Here is a 19,587-nt window from a genome sequence, read left to right on the forward strand (position 1 = left end):
CTAGAAGCCGCTGGGGTGGCCCATCCCACGGGTGAACAGTCGGGTCGCCAGCAAGCCGGCAGGGGTGTAGTGGGTGGCTGGCCCCATCAGCTCGATCAGTGCGGCCATCTGTTCCTCGGCGGGCAGGGCGTTCAGTTGCTGGCGGAGCAGCGACTGCTCCTCGGCAAAGTCGTCCGTGGTCGCCATGGGCGGTGCCGGTTGGGGGCGTCGGGGGCTGGTGGGGGCGGCCCACTCGCCGGCGATCCAGTCGTGCAGTAGCTGCAGTTCATATCCGCTGAACACGCCGAACATGGGGGCGCGGTTGCCGTGGACCAGTTGCCAGAAACGGCTCTCTTCCGGATCCGTGTGGCGGCGGATCCAACCCCGTTTTTCCAGTGCGGCCAGCATGGCGCCCATCTGCCCCGGCGTAGCCAGCCATTCATTCACGGTACGGCCCTCAATGCGGCAGCGGTCCGAGTGGATGTTGCGGGCGACCACGGCTTTGTGTTCCAGCATGCTCTGCACTTCATGCTCCAGGCGGAAGCCTTCGATGACGTCCATCGAGGAGGTGCCCAGTTCATTCAATAGATAGCCGGCGCGAACCCGTTGCAGGAAGGCATCGGTGTCGCCATTGGTGGGCAGATTGTTCAGTACCGCATCGACGGCCTTCTGCGCATGGCCGGTATCGGCGTTATCGATGGTGACATGGAGCTGAAAATAATACGGGTCGATGCCCAGCTCGCTGAGCTCGCGGATGCTGATCAGCAGGTGCAGGGGCAGTTGTTCATAGCCCAGGTTGTAGCCGATCAGCTCGGGAAGAAAGTCGCGCGCCTGGTGGGCGAGGGCCAGCTGCAGGGCGCCCTGGATGTAGTGATCGGGCGACAGGTTGTCGGTGTCATTCAGATCGTAGGTGTATAACAGCTGCTTGTAGAGCGCGACGTGGTTCTGTGTGGGTTCGCCATCGCCCAGCTCTTCCAGGTAGGTGCGTACCAGGCCATGGAAGCGCCAATCCTGCCATTGGGAGACGATACCGTAGAGCCAGGCGCCGTCCACCAGTTTGGTGGGTGCCACACCACGCAGGAAATACAGCGCGTGGGCGCGGTTGGTGAAGAAACGCCGGGGTTGGCCCTGTTTGCGGGCGGCCAGATAGGCATTATAGGCATCGGCGACCTTGCCGCTGCTGTCATGCACCCATTGGCTGAGCTGACTGGGGTCTTCCGGCAGGTCGCAGGGCAGGGCCGCCGCCCTGCGCAGATTTTCCTGGAGATAGTCCCGGGCGGCACCCAGGTGCTCGGAAGGCGACTGCAGCAGCCCATGATAGAGCGTCCTTGGATTGATCCGCTGGGACGATGGGGTGGGCAAGGTCTGTCGAGTCGGTGTCTTCAACGTTGGCATGTCGTTGTCCTGTTCAGGGCTAGTGCCGACGGACGATTGCGGTACTGCATCATCCGCCTCGAAAATGTCATTCGCTGATTATTTCGAGCCGGTGCGGTTGGAATGATTCAATAAATCACGCCCCGAGCCGACGGAGGGACCTGTGATCGGGCCGGGGTGTGGTGTGCGGCCACCGGTAGGCGTATGCTGCGCGGCGGACTCGCTTGCCCGGCCACCGGTCAGTCGGATGGCGCTGCGGGATGCATCGGCAATGATGACTTCTGCCGCACAAGCGACTAGAATGTCCGCCTTTTATTCATTCATCATTACGTCTGTTCAACGAGGACTCTACATGCAAGTTTCGGTTGAAACCATCTCCGGCCTTGAGCGCCGCATGACTGTTGGCATTCCTGCCGAGCGCATCGAAAACGAAGTCAACAAGCGCCTGCAGCAGACCGCTAGCCGTGCCCGTGTTGATGGTTTCCGGCCGGGCAAGGTGCCGATGAGCGTCATTCGCAAGCGTTTCGGCGCCTCCGCACGCCAGGAAGTCATTGGCGAAGTCATCCAGTCCTCCTTCTATGAAGCCATTGTCCAGGAGAAGCTCAACCCGGCGGGTGCGCCCAGCGTTGAGCCCAAGTCCCTGGACGAAGGCAAGGATTTCGAATATATCGCCACCTTCGAAGTCTACCCCGAGGTAGCACTGGGCGATTTCGCTGAAATCGAAGTCGAGCGTATCGAGTCCGAAGTGACCGACGCCGATCTGGAAAACATGCTGGAAATCCTGCGCAAGCAGCACACCAGCTACGAAGCGGTTGAGCGTGCGGCGGAAGATGGCGACCAGGTCACCATCGATTTCACCGGTCGCATCGACGGTGAAGCCTTTCAGGGCGGCACCGCCACCAACACCAACCTGGTGCTGGGTTCCGGCCGCATGATCCCGGGCTTCGAGTCTGGCCTGGTGGGCGCCAAGGCCGGTGAAACCCGCACCATCAGCGTGACCTTCCCCGAGGATTACCAGAACCTGGATCTGGCCGGCAAGGCCGCCGAGTTCGAAATCATCGTGCACAGCGTTGCCGCAGCAGCCCTGCCGGAACTGAATGACGAGTTCTTCGCCCGTTTCGGCGTGGAAGAAGGCGGTATCGACGGTTTCCGCGCTGAAGTGCGCAAGAACATGGAGCGCGAACTGCGTCAGGCGATCAAGACCAAGACCAAGAACCAGGTCATGGACGGTCTGCTGAAGATCAATGACATCGAAGTGCCCAAGGCACTGATCAGCAGCGAGATCGATCGTCTGCGTCAGCAGGCCGTACAGCAGTTCGGCGGTGCCAACATCGATCCGAGCCAGCTGCCGGCCGAACTGTTCGAAGAACAGGCCAAGCGCCGCGTCAGCCTGGGCCTGATCGTCGCCGAAATCGTCAAGCAGAACGACATCAAGCCGGACAACGACCGCGTCCGCGCCATGGTCGAAGACCTGGCTTCTGCCTACCAGGAACCGGAGCAGGTGGTGAACTGGTACATGCAGAACGAGCAACAGCTTGCCGAGATCCAGTCTGTTGTGCTGGAAGAGCAAGTCGTGGATACTGTGCTGCAGAAGGCCAAGGTAACCGACAAGCAGGTTGCCTACGAAGATGCCGTCAAGCCGGCTCAGCCCGCCCAGGCTGAGGACGACGAAGCGGATAGCAGCTCTGACGAATAATTTTCGTCATTGATCTTGCGCAGCACATTGAGCCAGCCTTCGGGCTGGCTCAATGCTTATGGAAACCCCGAATCTTCTGCCGCGGCATGGGTTCGGGGTTTTACGCGACAGGCTAAATCGGAGTGACACCAGAGCATGATTCATAACAGCTATACCGGGCTACCGCCGGAAATTCAGGCCGCTGGCGGTCTGGTGCCCATGGTTGTCGAGCAGTCGGCACGGGGCGAACGTTCCTATGACATCTATTCGCGTCTGCTCAAGGAGCGGGTGATTTTCCTGGTCGGTCAGGTTGAAGACTACATGGCCAACCTGGTGGTGGCTCAGCTGCTGTTCCTTGAGTCGGAAAACCCCGACAAGGATATCCACCTGTATATCAACTCGCCCGGCGGGTCGGTAACTGCGGGCATGGCGATCTACGACACCATGCAATTCATCAAGCCGAATGTCAGCACCCTGTGTATTGGCCAGGCCTGCAGCATGGGCGCCTTCCTGTTGGCCGGTGGCGCCAAGGGCAAGCGCTTCGCATTGCCCCATTCGCGCGTGATGATCCACCAGCCGCTCGGTGGCTTCCAGGGTCAGGCCTCGGATATCGAGATCCACGCCCGGGAAATCCTGTATATCCGCGAGCGCCTGAACAAGGTGCTGGCGCACCATACCGGCCAGCCGCTGGACGTGATTGCCCGCGATACCGATCGGGACCGTTTCATGAGTGCCGCCGAGGCGGTCGAGTATGGTCTGATCGATCAGATGCTGGAAAATCGTCCCGTTGTCGATTGACAGCCGGCACGTCGGTTAACCGCCCGGGTTCGCCCCCGGGCTCCTCAATGTTCCGCTTACCTGACCGCGTTGCCGGTACGGGTGATCGGATTGCACTTGCAAAGAGGCTTGGCAGCCCTCATCTTTGTTTTCAAGAGAGATCTGCAAGCAGGGGTTTTAGATGACAGATATGACTGGGAAGGGTGACGACAACGGCAAGCTGCTGTATTGCTCCTTCTGTGGCAAAAGCCAGCATGAAGTGCGCAAGCTGATTGCCGGCCCCTCCGTATTTATTTGTGACGAGTGTGTCGATCTGTGCAACGACATCATTCGTGAGGAAGTGCAGGAAAGCCAGAACGACAACGGCGAGCAGAAATTGCCGTCGCCGATGGAGATCTGCGCCATCCTCGACCAGTACGTGATTGGCCAGCAACAGGCCAAGAAGGTGCTGTCGGTTGCGGTATACAACCATTACAAGCGTCTGCACCAGCGTGACGGCAAGGATGAGGTCGAGCTGGGCAAGAGTAATATCCTGGTCATCGGTCCTACCGGTTCGGGCAAGACCCTGCTGGCGGAAACCCTGGCGCGGCTGCTGAATGTGCCGTTCACCATCGCCGATGCGACCACGCTGACTGAAGCGGGCTACGTGGGTGAGGATGTCGAGAACATCATCCAGAAGCTGCTGCAGAAGTGCGATTACGATGTGGAAAAGGCCCAGATGGGTATTGTCTACATCGACGAGATCGACAAGATTTCCCGTAAGTCCGACAACCCGTCGATCACCCGTGACGTCTCGGGTGAGGGCGTGCAGCAGGCGCTGCTCAAGCTGATCGAAGGCACCGTTGCGTCGGTACCGCCCCAGGGTGGGCGCAAGCATCCGCAGCAGGAATTCCTGCAGGTGGACACCCGCAACATCCTGTTCATCTGTGGTGGCGCCTTTGCCGGTCTGGAGAAGGTCATCCGTGACCGTTCCGAGAAGAGCGGCATCGGTTTCAACGCCAGTGTGCGCAGCAAGGATGAAGGCAAGAAGGTGGGCGACACCCTGATGGCGGTCGAGCCCGAGGATCTGGTGCGTTTCGGTCTGATTCCCGAGTTTGTCGGTCGTCTGCCGGTCATCGCCACGCTCACCGAGCTGGATGAGCAAGCGCTGATCCAGATCCTGACCGAGCCGAAGAACTCGCTGACCAAGCAGTACGGCCGGTTGTTCGAGATGGAAGACGTGGAGCTGGAGTTCCGTACCGACGCCCTCAAGGCGATCGCCCAGCGTGCGCTGACACGCAAGACCGGTGCCCGTGGTCTGCGTTCGATCCTGGAAAGCGTGCTGCTGGATACCATGTACGAGATCCCGTCAGCCGAGCATGTGAGCAAGGTCGTCATCGATGAAAACGTGATCAACGGTAATGCCAAGCCGCTGTTGATCTACGAGTCGGTCGAGCAGCCGCCCAAGGCCATGCCCGAAGACTGAGTGATACCCGCGCCGCCGTCCTGGCGGCGCGGTTCCCTTCCGTTGTTGCCTTGATCCACATCCTTCGATTTTGCCGGTAACTGCATCTTGTAATCTGGTCCATACGCCCTCATCTTTGTGTCATGGACATTTCAATTCCGGGTGCAAGCCTGCGGCTTCACCCCTCTGCGAGCGAGCCTAAGTCATGACGACTCCCAGCGATTATCCGTTATTGCCACTGCGTGACGTGGTGGTGTACCCCAACATGGTCATTCCGCTGTTCGTGGGCCGCGACAAATCCATCGAGGCCCTGGAAGCGGCCATGGCCGGCGACAAGCAGGTGCTGCTGCTGGCCCAGCGCAACCCGGCCGACGACGATCCGGGCCGCGATGCCCTCTACGAACTGGGCACCGTGGCCACCATCCTGCAGCTGCTGAAACTGCCCGACGGTACCGTGAAGGTACTGGTGGAAGGCGAGCAGCGCGCCCGGGTCGAGCACATTGATGAGCTCGACGGCTATCAACTGGCAAGCGTCACCCTGCTGGAAGAGGACACGCTCGATGAGCGCGAGGCCCAGGTGCTGGTCCGCAGCCTGATGAGCCAGTTCGAGCAGTTCGTCAACCTCGGCAAGAAGATTCCGGCCGAAGCGGTGAGCGCCCTGGCCGGCATCGAAGATCCCCGTCGTCTGGTCGACACCATGGCGGCGCAGCTCAACCTCAAGGTCGAGCAGAAGCAGGCCATCCTGGAAATCCTGGCGGTGCGTGAGCGGGTGGAGCACGTGCTGGGGGTACTGGATACCGAGATCGATCTGCTGCAGGTCGAGAAGCGGATCCGCGGCCGCGTCAAGAAGCAGATGGAGCGCAGCCAGCGCGAGTACTACCTGAACGAACAGATGAAGGCCATCCAGAAGGAAATGGGTGGGCTCGACGAGGGCAGCAGTGAGCTGGATGAGCTGCAGCGCAAGATCGACGCCTCCGGCATGTCCCAGGAAGCGCTGGACAAGGCCAACGCGGAGCTGAACAAGCTGAAGATGATGTCGCCCATGTCCGCCGAGGCCACCGTGGTGCGCTCCTACATCGAATGGCTGAGCAACGTGCCCTGGACCAAGACCAGCCGTGTTCGCCACGACCTGCAGCATGCGGAAAAGGTACTGGAGAACGACCACTATGGCCTGGAAGAGGTCAAGGAGCGGATTCTCGAGTACCTGGCCGTGCAAAAGCGCGTGCGCAAGCTCAAGGGGCCGGTGCTCTGCCTGGTAGGGCCGCCCGGTGTGGGCAAGACCTCCCTGGGTGAGTCCCTCGCCCGGGCAACCAACCGCAAGTTTGTGCGCATGGCCCTGGGCGGCGTGCGCGATGAGGCGGAAATCCGGGGCCATCGTCGCACCTATATCGGCTCCATGCCCGGCAAGCTGATCCAGAAGATGAGCAAGGTGGGAGTGAAGAACCCGCTGTTCCTGCTCGATGAGATCGACAAGATGGGCCAGGACATGCGTGGCGACCCGTCGTCGGCGCTGCTCGAGGTGCTGGACCCGGAACAGAACCACGCCTTCAGCGACCATTACCTGGAGGTGGACTACGACCTGTCGGACGTGATGTTCATCTGTACATCCAACTCGATGAACATTCCCGCGCCGCTGCTCGACCGCATGGAAGTCATCCGCATCCCGGGTTACACCGAGGATGAGAAGATCAATATCGCCCAGCGCTACCTGGTGCCCAAGCAGATCAAGAACAATGGTCTGAAGAAGGACGAGTTGACCTTCACCACCGAGTCACTGCGTGACCTGATCCGCTACTACACCCGCGAGGCAGGGGTGCGTGGGCTGGAACGGCAAATCGCCAAGGTCTGCCGCAAGGTGGTCCGTGAGCAGGCCGAGAAGGGCACCCAGGCGGCTGTGGTGGTCGACGGTGCGCTGCTCGAGCAGCACCTGGGCGTGCACAAGTTCAAGTACGGCCTGGCCGAAGAGGCGGACCAGATCGGTCAGGTCACCGGTCTGGCCTGGACCCAGGTCGGTGGTGAGCTGTTGAGCATCGAGGCCGCCGTCATGCCGGGCAAGGGCCGGCAGATCAAGACCGGCTCGCTGGGCGATGTGATGCAGGAATCCATCAGTGCTGCCATGACGGTAGTCCGCAGCCGGGCGGCGAGCCTGGGTATCACTGCCGACTTCCATGAGAAGCATGACGTCCACATTCACGTGCCCGAGGGCGCCACGCCCAAGGATGGCCCCAGTGCCGGGATCGGGATGTGCACGGCCCTGGTGTCTGCGCTGAGCCGGATTCCGGTACGCGCCGATGTTGCCATGACCGGGGAAATTACCCTGCGCGGGCAGGTGCTGCCGATTGGCGGGTTGAAGGAGAAACTGCTCGCAGCGCACCGGGGCGGTATCCGCACCGTGGTGATCCCCCATGACAACATCAAGGATCTGAAGGAGATCCCCGACAACATCAAGCAGGATATCGAGGTTGTGCCGGTGAAATGGATTGACGAGGTGCTGCAGATTGCGCTGCAATACATGCCGGAGCCCCTGAAGGATCAAGGGAATGAAATCGTCACCAAGGAAGAGCCTCATAATGCTGACGCGAAAGGGCGCATCAGCACTCATTGATGTTAAGCTAGCCGGCATTGGGTCCGGGCGGTCAAGCCCGGCCCAGCTGCATGCTGGCGAGACGGCAAGCATTCCTTGACACGGTTTTTGAGCGCTTGATATAAAGCGTGCTTCGACCCAAGCAGGTATGCTGACTGGCTACAGCGTTGCTAGAACCACAAGCTTACATAACGACTAAACAACTCATTGAAATATATAAGGGGACTTAGAGTGAACAAGTCTGAATTGATCGATGCCATTGCCGCATCTGCCGATATTCCGAAAGCTGCCGCCGGTCGTGCTCTGGACGCCGTCATCGAGTCCGTTACTGGTGCTCTGAAAGAAGGCGACTCGGTTGTTCTGGTAGGCTTTGGCACTTTTGCCGTCAAAGAGCGCGCTGCCCGTACTGGCCGCAACCCGCAAACTGGCGAGCCGATTGAAATCAGCGCTGCCAAGATTCCTGGCTTCAAGGCTGGTAAAGCACTCAAGGACGCCGTCAACTGATAGCGTCCTGCAACTGACAGGACATGCCGCCATGACACCAGTCGCGGCATGCTTTCGGACTCCTGGTCAGCAGGAAAGACACAGTGGTTCAGTCAGTTCCCGAAAGGCGCATCAATCCGGTGCGCCTTTTTTTGTGGTTCAGAATAAGGATGGGCTGCGTGGCGCGAGCCGCGCTGGCCCTGTCGCCCGGTAGTCCGGGCGACTGAAAAGCAGATTTGGGGGCACGATGCTGCAAAACATGAGGGACAAGGCGCAAAGCTGGGTCGCGAAAGTGATCGTGGGCGTCATTGTTTTGGTTTTCGCTATGACCGGCTGGGAATCCATCAGCCGTTTCAACAGCAATGACCAGAAGGCAGCCGAAGTCAACGGCACCGTCATCAGCACGGCGGAATTGGAGCAGGCCGTTTCCCTGCAGCGCCGCCAACTGACGCAGCAATTGCAGCAATTGGGTGATCAGTTCGATCCGGACATGATCGATGAGCAGTTGCTGCGCGAATCCGTGCTGCAGGGCTTGATCCAACGGGCCGTGCTGTTGGAGGGCGCCCAGGATGCCGACCTGCGCATCTCTGAGCAGATGATCGACCAGATGCTGCTCAATACACCAGACTTCCAGACCGATGGCCAGTTCGACGCCAACCGCTTCGATGTGGTGATTCGTAATATGGGCCTGAGCTCGCGCATGGCCTTCCGTGAGCTGGTCCGCCAGGAGCTGATGCTCGCGCAGCTGCGCAATGCCTATCAGGCCACTGCCTTTGCCACCCCGGCCGAGCGGCAGATGCTCGCCCGCCTGGAAAACCAGAGCCGTGATTTCGCGGTGATTGAGCTGGATACCGATGTCGCCGGCGTCGAGGTGGATGAGGCGGAAGTGGAGGAGTATTACAACGAGAACCAGGCGGACTTCCTGACTCCCGAACAGGTAGTGTTGGAAACCCTGACGCTGTCGCGCAGTGATTTCTTCGACGATGCCGAGGTGGACGAGGCAGCGCTGGAGTCGCTGTATCAGCGTGAGGTCGGCAACCTGACCGAGCAGCGCCGGGCCTCGCACATCCTGTTTGAAGTCGAAGGCGATGACGAGGCTGCCGCCCTGGAGCAGGCAGCGGCCGCCAAGGCGCGGATCGACGCCGGGGAAGAGTTCGCCACCGTGGCCAAGGAGCTGTCGGCGGATCCGGGCACCCTGAATAACGGTGGCGACCTGGGTTATGTCGAGCACGGCAGCTTCGACCCGGCCTTCGACGATGCCCTGTTTGCGTTGGAAGAAAACCAGGTATCCGAACCGGTGCGCAGCCGCTTTGGTGTGCACCTGATCAAGCTGACCGACCTGCAGTCGCCGGAAGTACCTTCCCTGGAGTCCATGCGGGCCACCCTGGAGCAGGAACTGAAGGCCGAGCAGGTCGAGCGTCGTTTTGTCGAGGCGTCCCGCGAGCTGGCCAACCTGGCCTATGAGTCCGAAGACCTGGCTGAGCCGGCGCGGGCGCTGGACCTGGAAGTGGAAACCCATGGTCCGCTCGAGCGCTCGGGTGGCGAAGGGTTGACCGCCAATCCCAAGGTCATGGCAGCCGCCTTTGGCGACGATGTGCTGTTGGATCGGCGCAACAGCCAGCTGATAGAGTTGGATGCCGATACCGTCGCGGTAGTGCGAGTCAAGGAGCATCTGCGGCCCGAGCAGCGTCCGTTGGATGAGGTGCGTGCCGAAATCGCCGATCTGCTGCAGTTCCGCAAATCCAGCGAGCTGGCAGGTGAGCGTGCGGCGCAACTGGCAGCCAAGCTGGAGCAGGGTGAGGTGGACAGCCAGGCCGTAGCGGCGGAACTGGGCAGCGACTGGCAGGTACACGAGGCCGTGGGTCGTTCCGATCGGGATATCCCACCGGCATTGCTGCGCAGTGTGTTTTCGATGCCCAAGCCTGAGGATAAGCCGGTGTATGGCCACTTCCGCCAGCCCGACGGTAGCCAGTGGCTGGTAGAGCTGCGCGGGGTATCCACGCCCGAGGAAGCTCTGGCCGAAGCCGATTCTCCCATGTACGGCGCCTACATCGCCGGGCAGACGGGCGAGCAGGACTTTGCCGGCGTCCAGCAACTCTTGGAGGAAGAGGCGGATATCGAACGCTTCTGACGCGCTGAGCAGTACCAGAAACCGCATGGCTTCGGCTATGCGGTTTTTTTATGCCTGACCGAAAGCGCGCACCCGGCGCCGCGGTAAGAAGAACCGTTTGCATGCCCTATAGCGATCATTTACTGTTGCCGGTGCCCGGCGCGGCCTGCTTACCACGGGTGGAAGAGACCATCTGGACCGGCCGGCGCTGATCGTTTCCTTCTCAATTTCCGGGTTCTGCTTTCTACATGACCGATTCCCCGTCCCTGTCCGTGCGCCACAAACGTCTGATCGGTGTTCTGGTTCTGCTGTTGATCCTGATTGGTATCGGCTATCTGCTGATCAGAAGCCCCGCCTCGGTGCCGCCGCCCCAGCGCAGCGCATGGAACCAGCCGACCCCGGTGCGGGTGATTCCGGTGGAGCGCGGCAGTCTGGACGTGCAGATCAAATCCATCGGCACCGTCACGCCGCTGAACACGGTCACGGTCCGCAGCCGGGTCGACGGTGAGCTAACCCGCGTGCTGTTTACCGAAGGTGCCGAGGTGGAGCAAGGCGCCCTGTTGGCCGAGATCGACCCGGCCCCCTACCGGGCCCGGCTGGCCCAGGCCGAGGGCCTGGCGCAGCAGAACCAGGCGCAACTGGCCAATGCCCAGGCGGACCTGGAGCTGTATGAGGGGCTGTATGAACAGGATTCCATCGCCCGCCAGCAACTGACCAGCCAGCGCGCCCTGGTGGAGGAGCTGCGCGGCACCCTCAAGGCCAACGCCGCCGAGGTCGAGGACGCCAGGTTGCAATTGTCCTGGACGCGTATCGCGGCGCCTATCGCGGGCAAACTGGGGCTGCGCCGGGTCGATGCCGGCAACCTGGTGAGCAGTAGTGATACGGAGGGCCTGGTGACCATCACCCAGATGCGTCCGATTACCGTCGAGTTCACCGTGGCGGAACCGGACGTGCCCGCGTTGCGCCGAGCGGTGAACAGCGGTGAGACCCTGGCGGTACAGGCGCTGGATCGCAGCGAACAGCAGGTGCTGGCCACCGGTGAGTTGCTTACTCTGGATAACCAGATCGACATTGCCACCGGCACCCTGCGGGTCAAGGCGGTGTTCGATAACGCGGACGACGAGCTGTTCCCCAACCAGTTCGTCAACGTGCGGCTGCGCCTGCAGACCCTGCCTTCGGTGGTCACTATTCCCTCGGATGCGGTGCAGTTCGGCTCCCGCGGCACCTATGTCTATGTTGTGAATGCGGAAGAGAGCAAGGCCTACACCCGTCAGGTCACACTCGGCGCCACCGCCGATGGCCGGGTAGCGGTTACCGACGGGCTGGCGGAGCAGGAACTGGTCGTGCTGGAAGGTCTCGACCGGTTGCGTGATGGCCGCGACGTGGTTATCAGCGACGAGGACGCCGGCTGATGGTCCGGACCCGGCGGGCCGTGCTGCTGCGCAACGGGCAAGCGGCTGAGGCGCGGCACGCATGAACAGCCTGTCACGTCCCTTTATCCTGCGGCCGGTAGCCACCTCGCTGCTGATGCTGGCCTTCCTGATTACTGGGGTCATTGCCTGGCGATTGCTGCCGGTGGCAGCGCTGCCCCAGGTCGACTATCCGATCATCCAGGTGTTCACCTTCCAGCCCGGCGCCGGGCCCAAGGTCACCGCCCGCACCATTACCGCGCCGCTGGAACGGCATCTCGGGCAGATTCCCGGACTCAAGCAGATGTCCTCCACCAGTTCCGCCGGCGCCTCGGTGATCACCCTGCAGTTTGGCCTGGAGGTGGACCTGGGGGTGGCGGAGCAGGAGGTGCAGGCGGCCATCAATACTGCCGACAGCCTGCTGCCCAATGAGCTGCCGGCACCGCCGATCTATCGCAAGGTCAACCCGGCCGATGCGCCGATTCTCACCCTGGCGATCACCTCGGATGCCATGCCGCTACCGCAGATCCACGATCTGGTGGACACGCGCATGGCGCAGAAGCTGGCCCAACTGTCCGGCGTCGGCATGGTGAGCCTGGCCGGTGGCCAACGCCCAGCGCTGCGGGTGCAGGCCAACCCGGCGGCGCTGGCGTCCCATGGCTTGAGTCTCGATGATGTGCGCGCGGCCATTGCCGCGACCAACGTCAACCAGCCCAAGGGCAGTTTCGACGGCCCGCACCGCACCACCATGCTCGACGCCAACGATCAGATCCGCTCGGTCGAGGATTACCGTCAGCTCATACTCACCTGGCAGGATGGCGCAGCGCTGCGCCTCGGTGATGTGGCGAGCATCGTCGATGGGGCGGAGGACCGCTTCCTCGCAGCCTGGGCCGATACCCAGCCGGCGGTGCTGCTCAATGTGCAGCGCCAGCCGGGCGCCAATGTCATCGAGGTGGCGGACCGGGTCCAGGCCCTGCTGCCGCAGCTGACCGCGACGCTGCCGGCAGCGGTGGATGTGATGGTGCTCACCGACCGCACCCAGAGTATCCGCGCCTCGGTCCGGGATGTGCAGCATGAACTGCTGTTCGCCATCTTGCTGGTGGTGCTGGTGACCTTTGCCTTCCTGCGCAGTATTCCGGCGACCATCATCCCCAGTATCGCCGTGCCGCTTTCACTGGTGGGCACTTTCGGCTTCATGTACGTGATGGATTTCTCCATCAACAACCTGACCCTGATGGCGTTGACCATCGCCACCGGCTTTGTGGTCGATGATGCCATCGTCATGCTGGAAAACATCGCCAGGCACCGGGAGCAGGGGGCTTCGCCGCTGGAGGCGGCACTCAAGGGCGCAGCGCAGATCGGTTTTACCCTGATTTCACTGACTCTGTCGCTGATCGCGGTACTGATCCCGCTGCTGTTCATGGGGGACCTGGTCGGCCGCCTGTTCCACGAGTTTGCCGTGACCCTGGCGGTGGCCATCGCCATCTCCCTGGTGGTGTCGCTGACCCTGACGCCGATGATGTGCGCGCGCATGCTGCGCGAGCCGCTGGTTCACGACGAGGAGGCCGAAGGCCGCAGCCTGATGAGCCGGACCATCCGCCGCTATGGCGAGCTGCTCGACTGGGTACTGGACCGTCAACCGTTGATGCTGTTGGTGATGCTGGCGACCATCGCGCTGACCGCACTGCTGTATCTTGCCGTGCCCAAGGGCTTTTTCCCGGTGCAGGACAGTGGCGTGATCCAGGTGGTCACCGAGGCGCCCCAGGATATCTCCTTTGGCGCCATGGGTGAGCGGCAGCAGGCATTGGCCGCCGCGCTGCTGGAGGATGCCGGGGTGGTCAGCCTGTCCTCCTTCATCGGAGTGGACGGCACCAACACCAGCCTCAACAACGGCCGCATGTTCATCAACCTGCCGCCGCACAGCGAGCGCAGCGAAACGGTTTTCGCCGTCATCGAGCGGCTCCGGGAGCGGGCGGGCGAGGTGGATGGCATCCAGGCCTGGTTCCAGCCGGTGCAGGAGCTGAGCATCGAGGACCGGGTGGCCCGCACCCAGTACCAGTTCACCCTGACCAGCCTCGACAGCGAGACCCTGGGCGAATGGGCGCCGCGCCTGGTGGACGCCCTGAGCCAGCGGCCGGAATTGTCCGATGTGGCATCGGACCTGCAACAGCGGGGCCAGGAGCTGTATCTGGAGATCGATCGTGACGCCGCGGCCCGGCTCGGGGTAAGCGTATCGACCATTGCCGAGGTATTGCAGAACGCCTTCGGCCAGCGGCAGATTTCCACCCTGTTTACCCAGGCCAACCAGTATCGGGTGGTGCTGGAGATGGATCCGGCGCTGGCCCAGGGGCCGGACGCGTTGCGCAGCCTCTATGTGCCCACCGCGGCGGGCGGTCAAGCGCCACTGGCGACCGTGGCGCGGCTGCACCAGCGCGCCACGCCCTTGATGATCAATCATCAGGGCCAGTTCCCGATGGCGACGGTGTCCTTCAACCTGGGGCGGGACGCCTCCCTCGGCCAGGCGGTGGCAGCGATCGAGCAAGTGCAACAGGAGCTGGCCATGCCGGCCGAGATCGAGACCCGCTTTCAGGGGGCGGCCGAAGCCTTCCAGGCCTCGCTGGCCAATAGCCTGTGGCTGATACTCGCGGCGATCCTGACCATGTACATCGTACTGGGGGTGCTCTACGAGAGCACCATCCACCCGGTCACCATTCTCTCCACACTGCCCTCGGCCACGGTCGGTGCGCTGCTGGCCCTGCTGGTCACTGGCCGGTCGCTGGACATGATCGCCGTGGTCGGGGTGGTGCTGCTCATTGGCCTGGTGAAGAAGAACGGCATCATGATGGTGGACTTTGCCCTCGAGGCCCAGCGCCACCAGGGCATGGCGCCGCGGCAGGCGATCCACCGCGCGGCCATGCTGCGTTTCCGGCCGATCCTGATGACCACGCTGGCGGCGCTGTTCGGGGCGGTGCCGTTGATGCTCGCCAGCGGCTCGGGCGCCGAGCTGCGCCAGCCCCTGGGGCTGGTCATGGTGGGCGGGCTGCTGGTCAGCCAGGTGCTGACGCTGTTCACCACGCCGGTGGTCTATCTGTTCTTTGACCGACTGAGCCGGCGCCGGGCAGCGGATACGGACCTGGCGAGTCAGGGTTGATGAATCCCGCGCAGCTGTTCGTCAGTCGCCCCATCGCCAGTTGCCTGCTGGCCCTGGCGTTGTTGGCGTGCGGTTTGCTGACCTGGCGGCTGCTGCCGGTGGCGCCGCTGCCGGAGGTGGATTTCCCGGTAATCACCGTCACCGCCAACCTGCCCGGCGCCAGCCCGGAAAGCATGGCGACGACCGTCGCCACCCCGTTGGAGCGCGCCCTGGGCAGTATTTCCGGCGTGGTCGCCATCACCTCCAGCAGCAACCAGGGCTCGACCCAGATCATGCTGCAGTTCGAGCTGGACCGAAATATCGACGAGGCGGCCCGGGAAGTGCAGGCGGCGATCAATACGGTGCGCGGCGAATTGCCCGCCGGCATGCCCGGCAACCCCGAGTACCGCAAGGTCAACCCGTCCCAGGCACCTATCATGGCCCTGGCCCTCAGCTCCGCCAACCTGGACTCCAGCGCGCTCTACGACGCGGCCTCGACCATCCTGGCGCAGAAACTGGCGCAGATCACCGGGGTGGGCGAGGTCACGGTCACCGGTGCCTCGTTGCCCGCCGTGCGCGTGCAGCTGGACCCCGGCGCCCTACTGCACAACGGCATCGCCCTGGATGAGGTACGCAACGCCATTACCCAGAGCACCGCGCTGTATCCCCTGGGCTTTGTCGAGGAGGACCGGCACCGCTGGCGGGTGGGCATCAGCGATTCCCTGCGCACCGCGGAGCAGTACCGCCAACTGGTGATCCGCCATGACAATGGCGCGGTAGTCAGACTCGGTGACCTGGCCAAGGTCAGCGACTCGGTGGAGAACCGCTACACCAGCGGTTTTCACAACGACCGGCCGGCGGTGATCCTGATGGTCAGCCGTCAGAGCGGCGCCAACATAGTACGCACCATCGATGCCATCCACGAACAGTTACCGCAACTGCAGGCACTGATGCCGACCGACAGCGAACTGGTCGTGGTGATGGACCGCTCACCGGTGATCCGCGCGACCCTCAACGAAGCCCAGTTCACCCTGGTCCTGGCGTCGCTGCTGGTGGTACTGGTGGTCTGGCTGTTTCTCGGCAGTGCCCGCACCGCGCTGATCCCCTCGGTGGCGCTGCCGGTATCGCTGGTGGGCAGCTTCGTGGTGATGTATTTCTACGGTTTTTCCCTGAACAACCTGTCGCTGATGGCGCTGATCGTCGCCGCCGGCCTGGTGGTGGATGACGCCATCGTGGTGCTGGAGAACGTCGAGCGGCATATCGAGGACGGGCTGACGCCCTTCCAGGCGGCCCTGCAAGGCACCCGGGAGGTGGGCTTCACGCTGCTGGCGATGAACGTGGCGCTGGTGGTGGTGTTCGTCTCGATCCTGTTCATGGGCGGGGTGGTCGAGCGGCTGTTCCGCGAGTTCTCCATTACCCTGGCGGCGGCCATGCTGATCTCCCTGCTGGTGTCTCTGACCCTGACGCCGAGCCTGTGTGCCCTGTGTCTCAAGGGACGGGCGCAGAAGGCCCCTACTGCACTGGCCCGGTACAGCGACAGCCTGTTCGGCTCCCTGCGTGACGGCTACCGGGACAGCCTGGACTGGGCGCTGCGCCATGGCGTGCTGGTGCTGTTGGCGCTGACAGCGGTCATCGCCTGCAACGTCTGGCTGTACGTCAGCATCACCAAGGAAACCCTGCCGCAACAGGACACTGGCCAGATCCGGGGCTTTGTCCGCGGGGATGATGGCTTCTCCTTCCAGGTCATGCAGCCGAAGATCGAAGCCTACCGGCAGTACATCCTCACCGACCCGGCGGTGCAGGACCTGACCGGCACCAGCGGGGGTGCCGGTGGCACCACCAACGCCCAGCTGTCGATCAACCTCAAGCCGCTGGAAGAGCGGGGCGTATCGGCGCAACAGGTGATCGAGCGGCTCAGAGAAAACGCCCCGCAGATCCCCGGCGCGATCATGTTCCTCATGGTCGACCAGGATATCTACCTCGGTTCACCGTTCCGCCGCAGCGAGCATGAAGTGGTGTTGCGCTCCGATTCGCTGGAGGCATTGAAGCTCTGGTCGCGGCGGGTATCCGAGGCCATGCAGCAGCTGCCCGAGCTGGTGGATGTGGATGCCGCCGGGGGTGAGGAGACGCGCCAGGTGATGCTCGATATCGACCGCGAGGCGGCCCGCCGCCTGGGCGTGGATATGGCCACCATCGCCTCGGTGCTCAACAACTCCTTTTCCCAGCGCCAGGTCGCCACCCTCTACGACGAGTTGAACCAGTATCGGGTGGTCATGGAACTCGATCCTCGGTTCACCGCGGATCCGGCGGTGCTGGGGCAGATCGAGATGATCACCGACACGGGGACGCGCGTGCCGCTGTCGGCCTTTGCCAGCTGGGACTACGGCATGGCCAGCGACCGGGTGCGCCATGACGGCCAGTTTGCTTCGGTCGGGGTCGGCTACGCACTGGCACCGGGTGTAACCGCCCTGGAGGCGGAGCAGGCGATCGAGCGCATGCTCGCGGAGATCATGCTGCCCACCAGCGTCCATACGGTGCCGGCCTCATCCAGCAACCCGGACTTCAGCGTCAACCTCAGCCAGCCATGGCTACTGCTGTGGGTAGTATTGGCGGTGTACCTGGTGCTGGGCGTGCTCTATGAAAGCACCCTGCACCCGCTGACCATTCTCTCGACCCTGCCATCGGCGGGCGTCGGCGCGCTGCTGGCGTTGAATCTGAGCAACACCAATTTCAGCCTGATCGCGCTGCTGGGGCTGTTTCTGCTGATCGGCGTGGTAATGAAGAACGCCATCATGATGATCGACTTCGCCCTGGATGCGCAGCGGCGGGGCGGCCTGCTGCCGGCGGCAGCGATTCGCCGGGCGGCGCTGCTGCGCCTGCGACCGATCCTGATGACCAACCTGGCCGGCCTGCTGGGTGCAGTGCCGCTGGTGCTGGGCTTCGGCGAGGGCGCCGAAATGCGCAGGCCGCTGGGCATCACCATCATCGGTGGGCTGGCAGTCAGCCAGCTGCTGACCCTGTATACCACCCCCGTCATCTATCTTTACCTGGAGCGCCTGCGTCAGCGGGTGCTGCGTAAACCGGAGCAACCGGTCGAATCAGTGAACCCATCGCCATGAAAATATCTTCCCTGTCCATTCCGCTGCTTGCCGTCCTCCTTTCCGCCTGCACCCTAGGGCCGGACTATGTCCAGCCCGACGCGGTGAATACCAGCACCGTCCGGCACCAGGACGGTTGGCGACCGGTACCGGCACAGAGCTGGGCAGCCAGCGGCGCCTGGTGGCTGGCCTTCGCAGATGACCGCCTGACCGCCCTGGTGGAGCAGAGCATCCAGGCGAACCAGACCCTGGCCCAGGCCGAGGCCCGCTATCGCGCCGCCGAAGCCCAGTGGCGTCTCACCCGCGGCGGGCTGAGCCCCCAGGTGGGTGCCAGTGTCGGCGGCAGCCGCAGCGGCGGCAGTGGCGATACCGGCCGCAACGCCGCCGAACAGTACGACGCCCGCCTGCAGATCGGCTGGGCGCCCGATCTCTGGGGCCGAGTGCGCCGGGAGATCGAGGCCGACCGCGCCGGGCTGCAGGCCAGCGCCGCGGATCTGGCTGCCGCCCGGCTAGCGGTGCAGGTAGCGGTGGCCAACGCCTATATCAATCTCCGTGCGCTGGATCGGCAACAGGAGATTCTCAACGAGACCATGGCCACCTTCGATCGCTCCACGAGCCTAACCCGCAACCAGTATGAAGCCGGGATCGTGTCCCGCTCCGATGTCATCCAAGCCGAGACCCAGCGCCAGTCGCTTCGAACCGAGATGTACGACCTTGAGGCCGCCCGCGCGCGGGAGCAGAATGCCCTCGCTGCGCTCCTCGGAGTGGCACCTGCCGAGCTCGTGCTGGAGGCGCAAAGCGGACAGCTACCAGCGGTGCCGGTGCTGCCACAAAGCCTGCCAGCCGTGCTGATCGCCCGCCGGCCCGATGTGGTGGTGGCCGAGCGACAGGTCGCCGCCGCCAACGCACGGATCGGCGTCGCCCAGACCGCCTGGCTGCCGGACCTGACGCTGGACCTCTGGGGCGGCGTGCAGAGCGACAGTTTCAGTGGTCTGTTCGACGCCCCGGCCCGGGTCTGGTCACTGGGCCCGAGCCTGGCCCTGACGCTGTTCGATGGCGGCCAGCGGGCGGCGACCCGGGATCTGGCGGTGGCCCAATACGATGAGCAGGCGGCCTTCTATCGCCAGACGGTACTCGACAGCCTGCAGGAGCTGGAAGACGCCCTGGCGACCCTGCAGATTCTTGCCGAGAAGACCCAGCAGCAGGAAGCGCTGCTGGAACTGGCGCTGGAGAACGAGCGGGTTATCACCAATCGCTACCGGGCCGGACAGGTATCCTTCCTGGAAGTGGCGACAGCGCAGGACATTACCTTGAGCACCCGGCGGGTGGCGGTGGATCTTCAGGCCGAGCGCTTGGCGGCTACCGTGCAGTTGGCCGCAATCATCGGCGGCGGGTGGGATCTGGAGGACCCGGTCATCCAGTCGGTGACGGGCGAACAATGAAGGATGTTTGCTGACTACAACAATCGCAGATGGGGCAGGGAAGACAGTTGTTAAGGGGTTCTAAACCCTCAGCGGCATAGGA

At 63.1% G+C, this 19,587-nt stretch carries 11 protein-coding genes; 10 read left to right on the top strand and 1 reads right to left on the bottom strand.

What is annotated here, in order from left to right; all coding sequences use genetic code 11:
* Entirely contained in the window at window positions 1-1,374 is a 1,374-nt protein-coding gene (locus tag VG99_RS13915; protein WP_044500921.1) for an iron-containing redox enzyme family protein, read from the bottom strand.
* 331 nt (window positions 1,375-1,705) lie between these two features.
* On the opposite strand from VG99_RS13915, the gene tig reads away from it, so the two are divergent.
* From tig to VG99_RS13965, 10 genes are all read left to right on the top strand, one after another.
* Window positions 1,706-3,049 (top strand): trigger factor, encoded by a 1,344-nt coding sequence (tig, locus tag VG99_RS13920; protein ID WP_044500923.1) that lies wholly within the window; start codon window positions 1,706-1,708, stop codon window positions 3,047-3,049.
* Window positions 3,050-3,184: 135 nt separating this feature from the next.
* The gene (clpP, locus tag VG99_RS13925; RefSeq protein WP_044500925.1) at window positions 3,185-3,826 is read left to right on the top strand and encodes an ATP-dependent Clp endopeptidase proteolytic subunit ClpP; all 642 of its coding nucleotides are present in this window, start codon (window positions 3,185-3,187) and stop codon (window positions 3,824-3,826) included.
* Between the two features lie 160 nt (window positions 3,827-3,986).
* The gene (clpX, locus tag VG99_RS13930) at window positions 3,987-5,270 is read left to right on the top strand and encodes an ATP-dependent Clp protease ATP-binding subunit ClpX (protein WP_044500927.1); all 1,284 of its coding nucleotides are present in this window, start codon (window positions 3,987-3,989) and stop codon (window positions 5,268-5,270) included.
* 184 nt (window positions 5,271-5,454) lie between these two features.
* Complete coding sequence (lon, locus tag VG99_RS13935; RefSeq protein ID WP_044500928.1) at window positions 5,455-7,854, top strand: endopeptidase La; 2,400 nt, start codon at window positions 5,455-5,457, stop codon at window positions 7,852-7,854.
* 210 nt (window positions 7,855-8,064) lie between these two features.
* Window positions 8,065-8,337 (top strand): nucleoid-associated protein HU-beta, encoded by a 273-nt coding sequence (hupB, locus tag VG99_RS13940; protein ID WP_036992334.1) that lies wholly within the window; start codon window positions 8,065-8,067, stop codon window positions 8,335-8,337.
* Window positions 8,338-8,575: 238 nt separating this feature from the next.
* The gene (locus VG99_RS13945; protein ID WP_239419996.1) at window positions 8,576-10,447 is read left to right on the top strand and encodes a SurA N-terminal domain-containing protein; all 1,872 of its coding nucleotides are present in this window, start codon (window positions 8,576-8,578) and stop codon (window positions 10,445-10,447) included.
* Window positions 10,448-10,674: 227 nt separating this feature from the next.
* Window positions 10,675-11,838: an efflux RND transporter periplasmic adaptor subunit gene (locus VG99_RS13950; protein WP_044500936.1), complete on the top strand. Its 1,164-nt coding sequence runs from the start codon at window positions 10,675-10,677 to the stop codon at window positions 11,836-11,838.
* A gap of 61 nt (window positions 11,839-11,899) precedes the next feature.
* Complete coding sequence (locus VG99_RS13955; RefSeq protein WP_044500938.1) at window positions 11,900-14,986, top strand: multidrug efflux RND transporter permease subunit; 3,087 nt, start codon at window positions 11,900-11,902, stop codon at window positions 14,984-14,986.
* Window positions 14,986-18,084: an efflux RND transporter permease subunit gene (locus tag VG99_RS13960; protein WP_044500939.1), complete on the top strand. Its 3,099-nt coding sequence runs from the start codon at window positions 14,986-14,988 to the stop codon at window positions 18,082-18,084. Before VG99_RS13955 ends, VG99_RS13960 begins: the two co-directional genes overlap by 1 nt.
* The gene (locus VG99_RS13965) at window positions 18,081-19,505 is read left to right on the top strand and encodes an efflux transporter outer membrane subunit (protein ID WP_044500941.1); all 1,425 of its coding nucleotides are present in this window, start codon (window positions 18,081-18,083) and stop codon (window positions 19,503-19,505) included. Before VG99_RS13960 ends, VG99_RS13965 begins: the two co-directional genes overlap by 4 nt.
* Window positions 19,506-19,587: the final 82 nt, after the last annotated feature.

The sequence above is a fragment of the Pseudomonas saudimassiliensis genome (assembly GCF_000939975.1).
In the GTDB taxonomy this organism is placed as follows: Bacteria; Pseudomonadota; Gammaproteobacteria; order Pseudomonadales; family Pseudomonadaceae; genus Halopseudomonas; species Halopseudomonas saudimassiliensis.

Excerpts from the sequence above, each read along its gene's own strand:
- clpP (WP_044500925.1), top strand. The coding sequence starts at position 3,185 with ATGATTCATAACAGCTATACCGGGCTACCGCCGGAAATTCAGGCCGCT.
- VG99_RS13965 (WP_044500941.1), top strand. The coding sequence starts at position 18,081 with ATGAAAATATCTTCCCTGTCCATTCCGCTGCTTGCCGTCCTCCTTTCC.
- VG99_RS13960 (WP_044500939.1), top strand. The coding sequence starts at position 14,986 with ATGAATCCCGCGCAGCTGTTCGTCAGTCGCCCCATCGCCAGTTGCCTG.
- VG99_RS13945 (WP_239419996.1), top strand. The coding sequence starts at position 8,576 with ATGAGGGACAAGGCGCAAAGCTGGGTCGCGAAAGTGATCGTGGGCGTC.
- clpX (WP_044500927.1), top strand. The coding sequence starts at position 3,987 with ATGACAGATATGACTGGGAAGGGTGACGACAACGGCAAGCTGCTGTAT.
- lon (WP_044500928.1), top strand. The coding sequence starts at position 5,455 with ATGACGACTCCCAGCGATTATCCGTTATTGCCACTGCGTGACGTGGTG.
- tig (WP_044500923.1), top strand. The coding sequence starts at position 1,706 with ATGCAAGTTTCGGTTGAAACCATCTCCGGCCTTGAGCGCCGCATGACT.
- VG99_RS13955 (WP_044500938.1), top strand. The coding sequence starts at position 11,900 with ATGAACAGCCTGTCACGTCCCTTTATCCTGCGGCCGGTAGCCACCTCG.
- VG99_RS13915 (WP_044500921.1), bottom strand. The coding sequence starts at position 1,374 with ATGCCAACGTTGAAGACACCGACTCGACAGACCTTGCCCACCCCATCG.
- VG99_RS13950 (WP_044500936.1), top strand. The coding sequence starts at position 10,675 with ATGACCGATTCCCCGTCCCTGTCCGTGCGCCACAAACGTCTGATCGGT.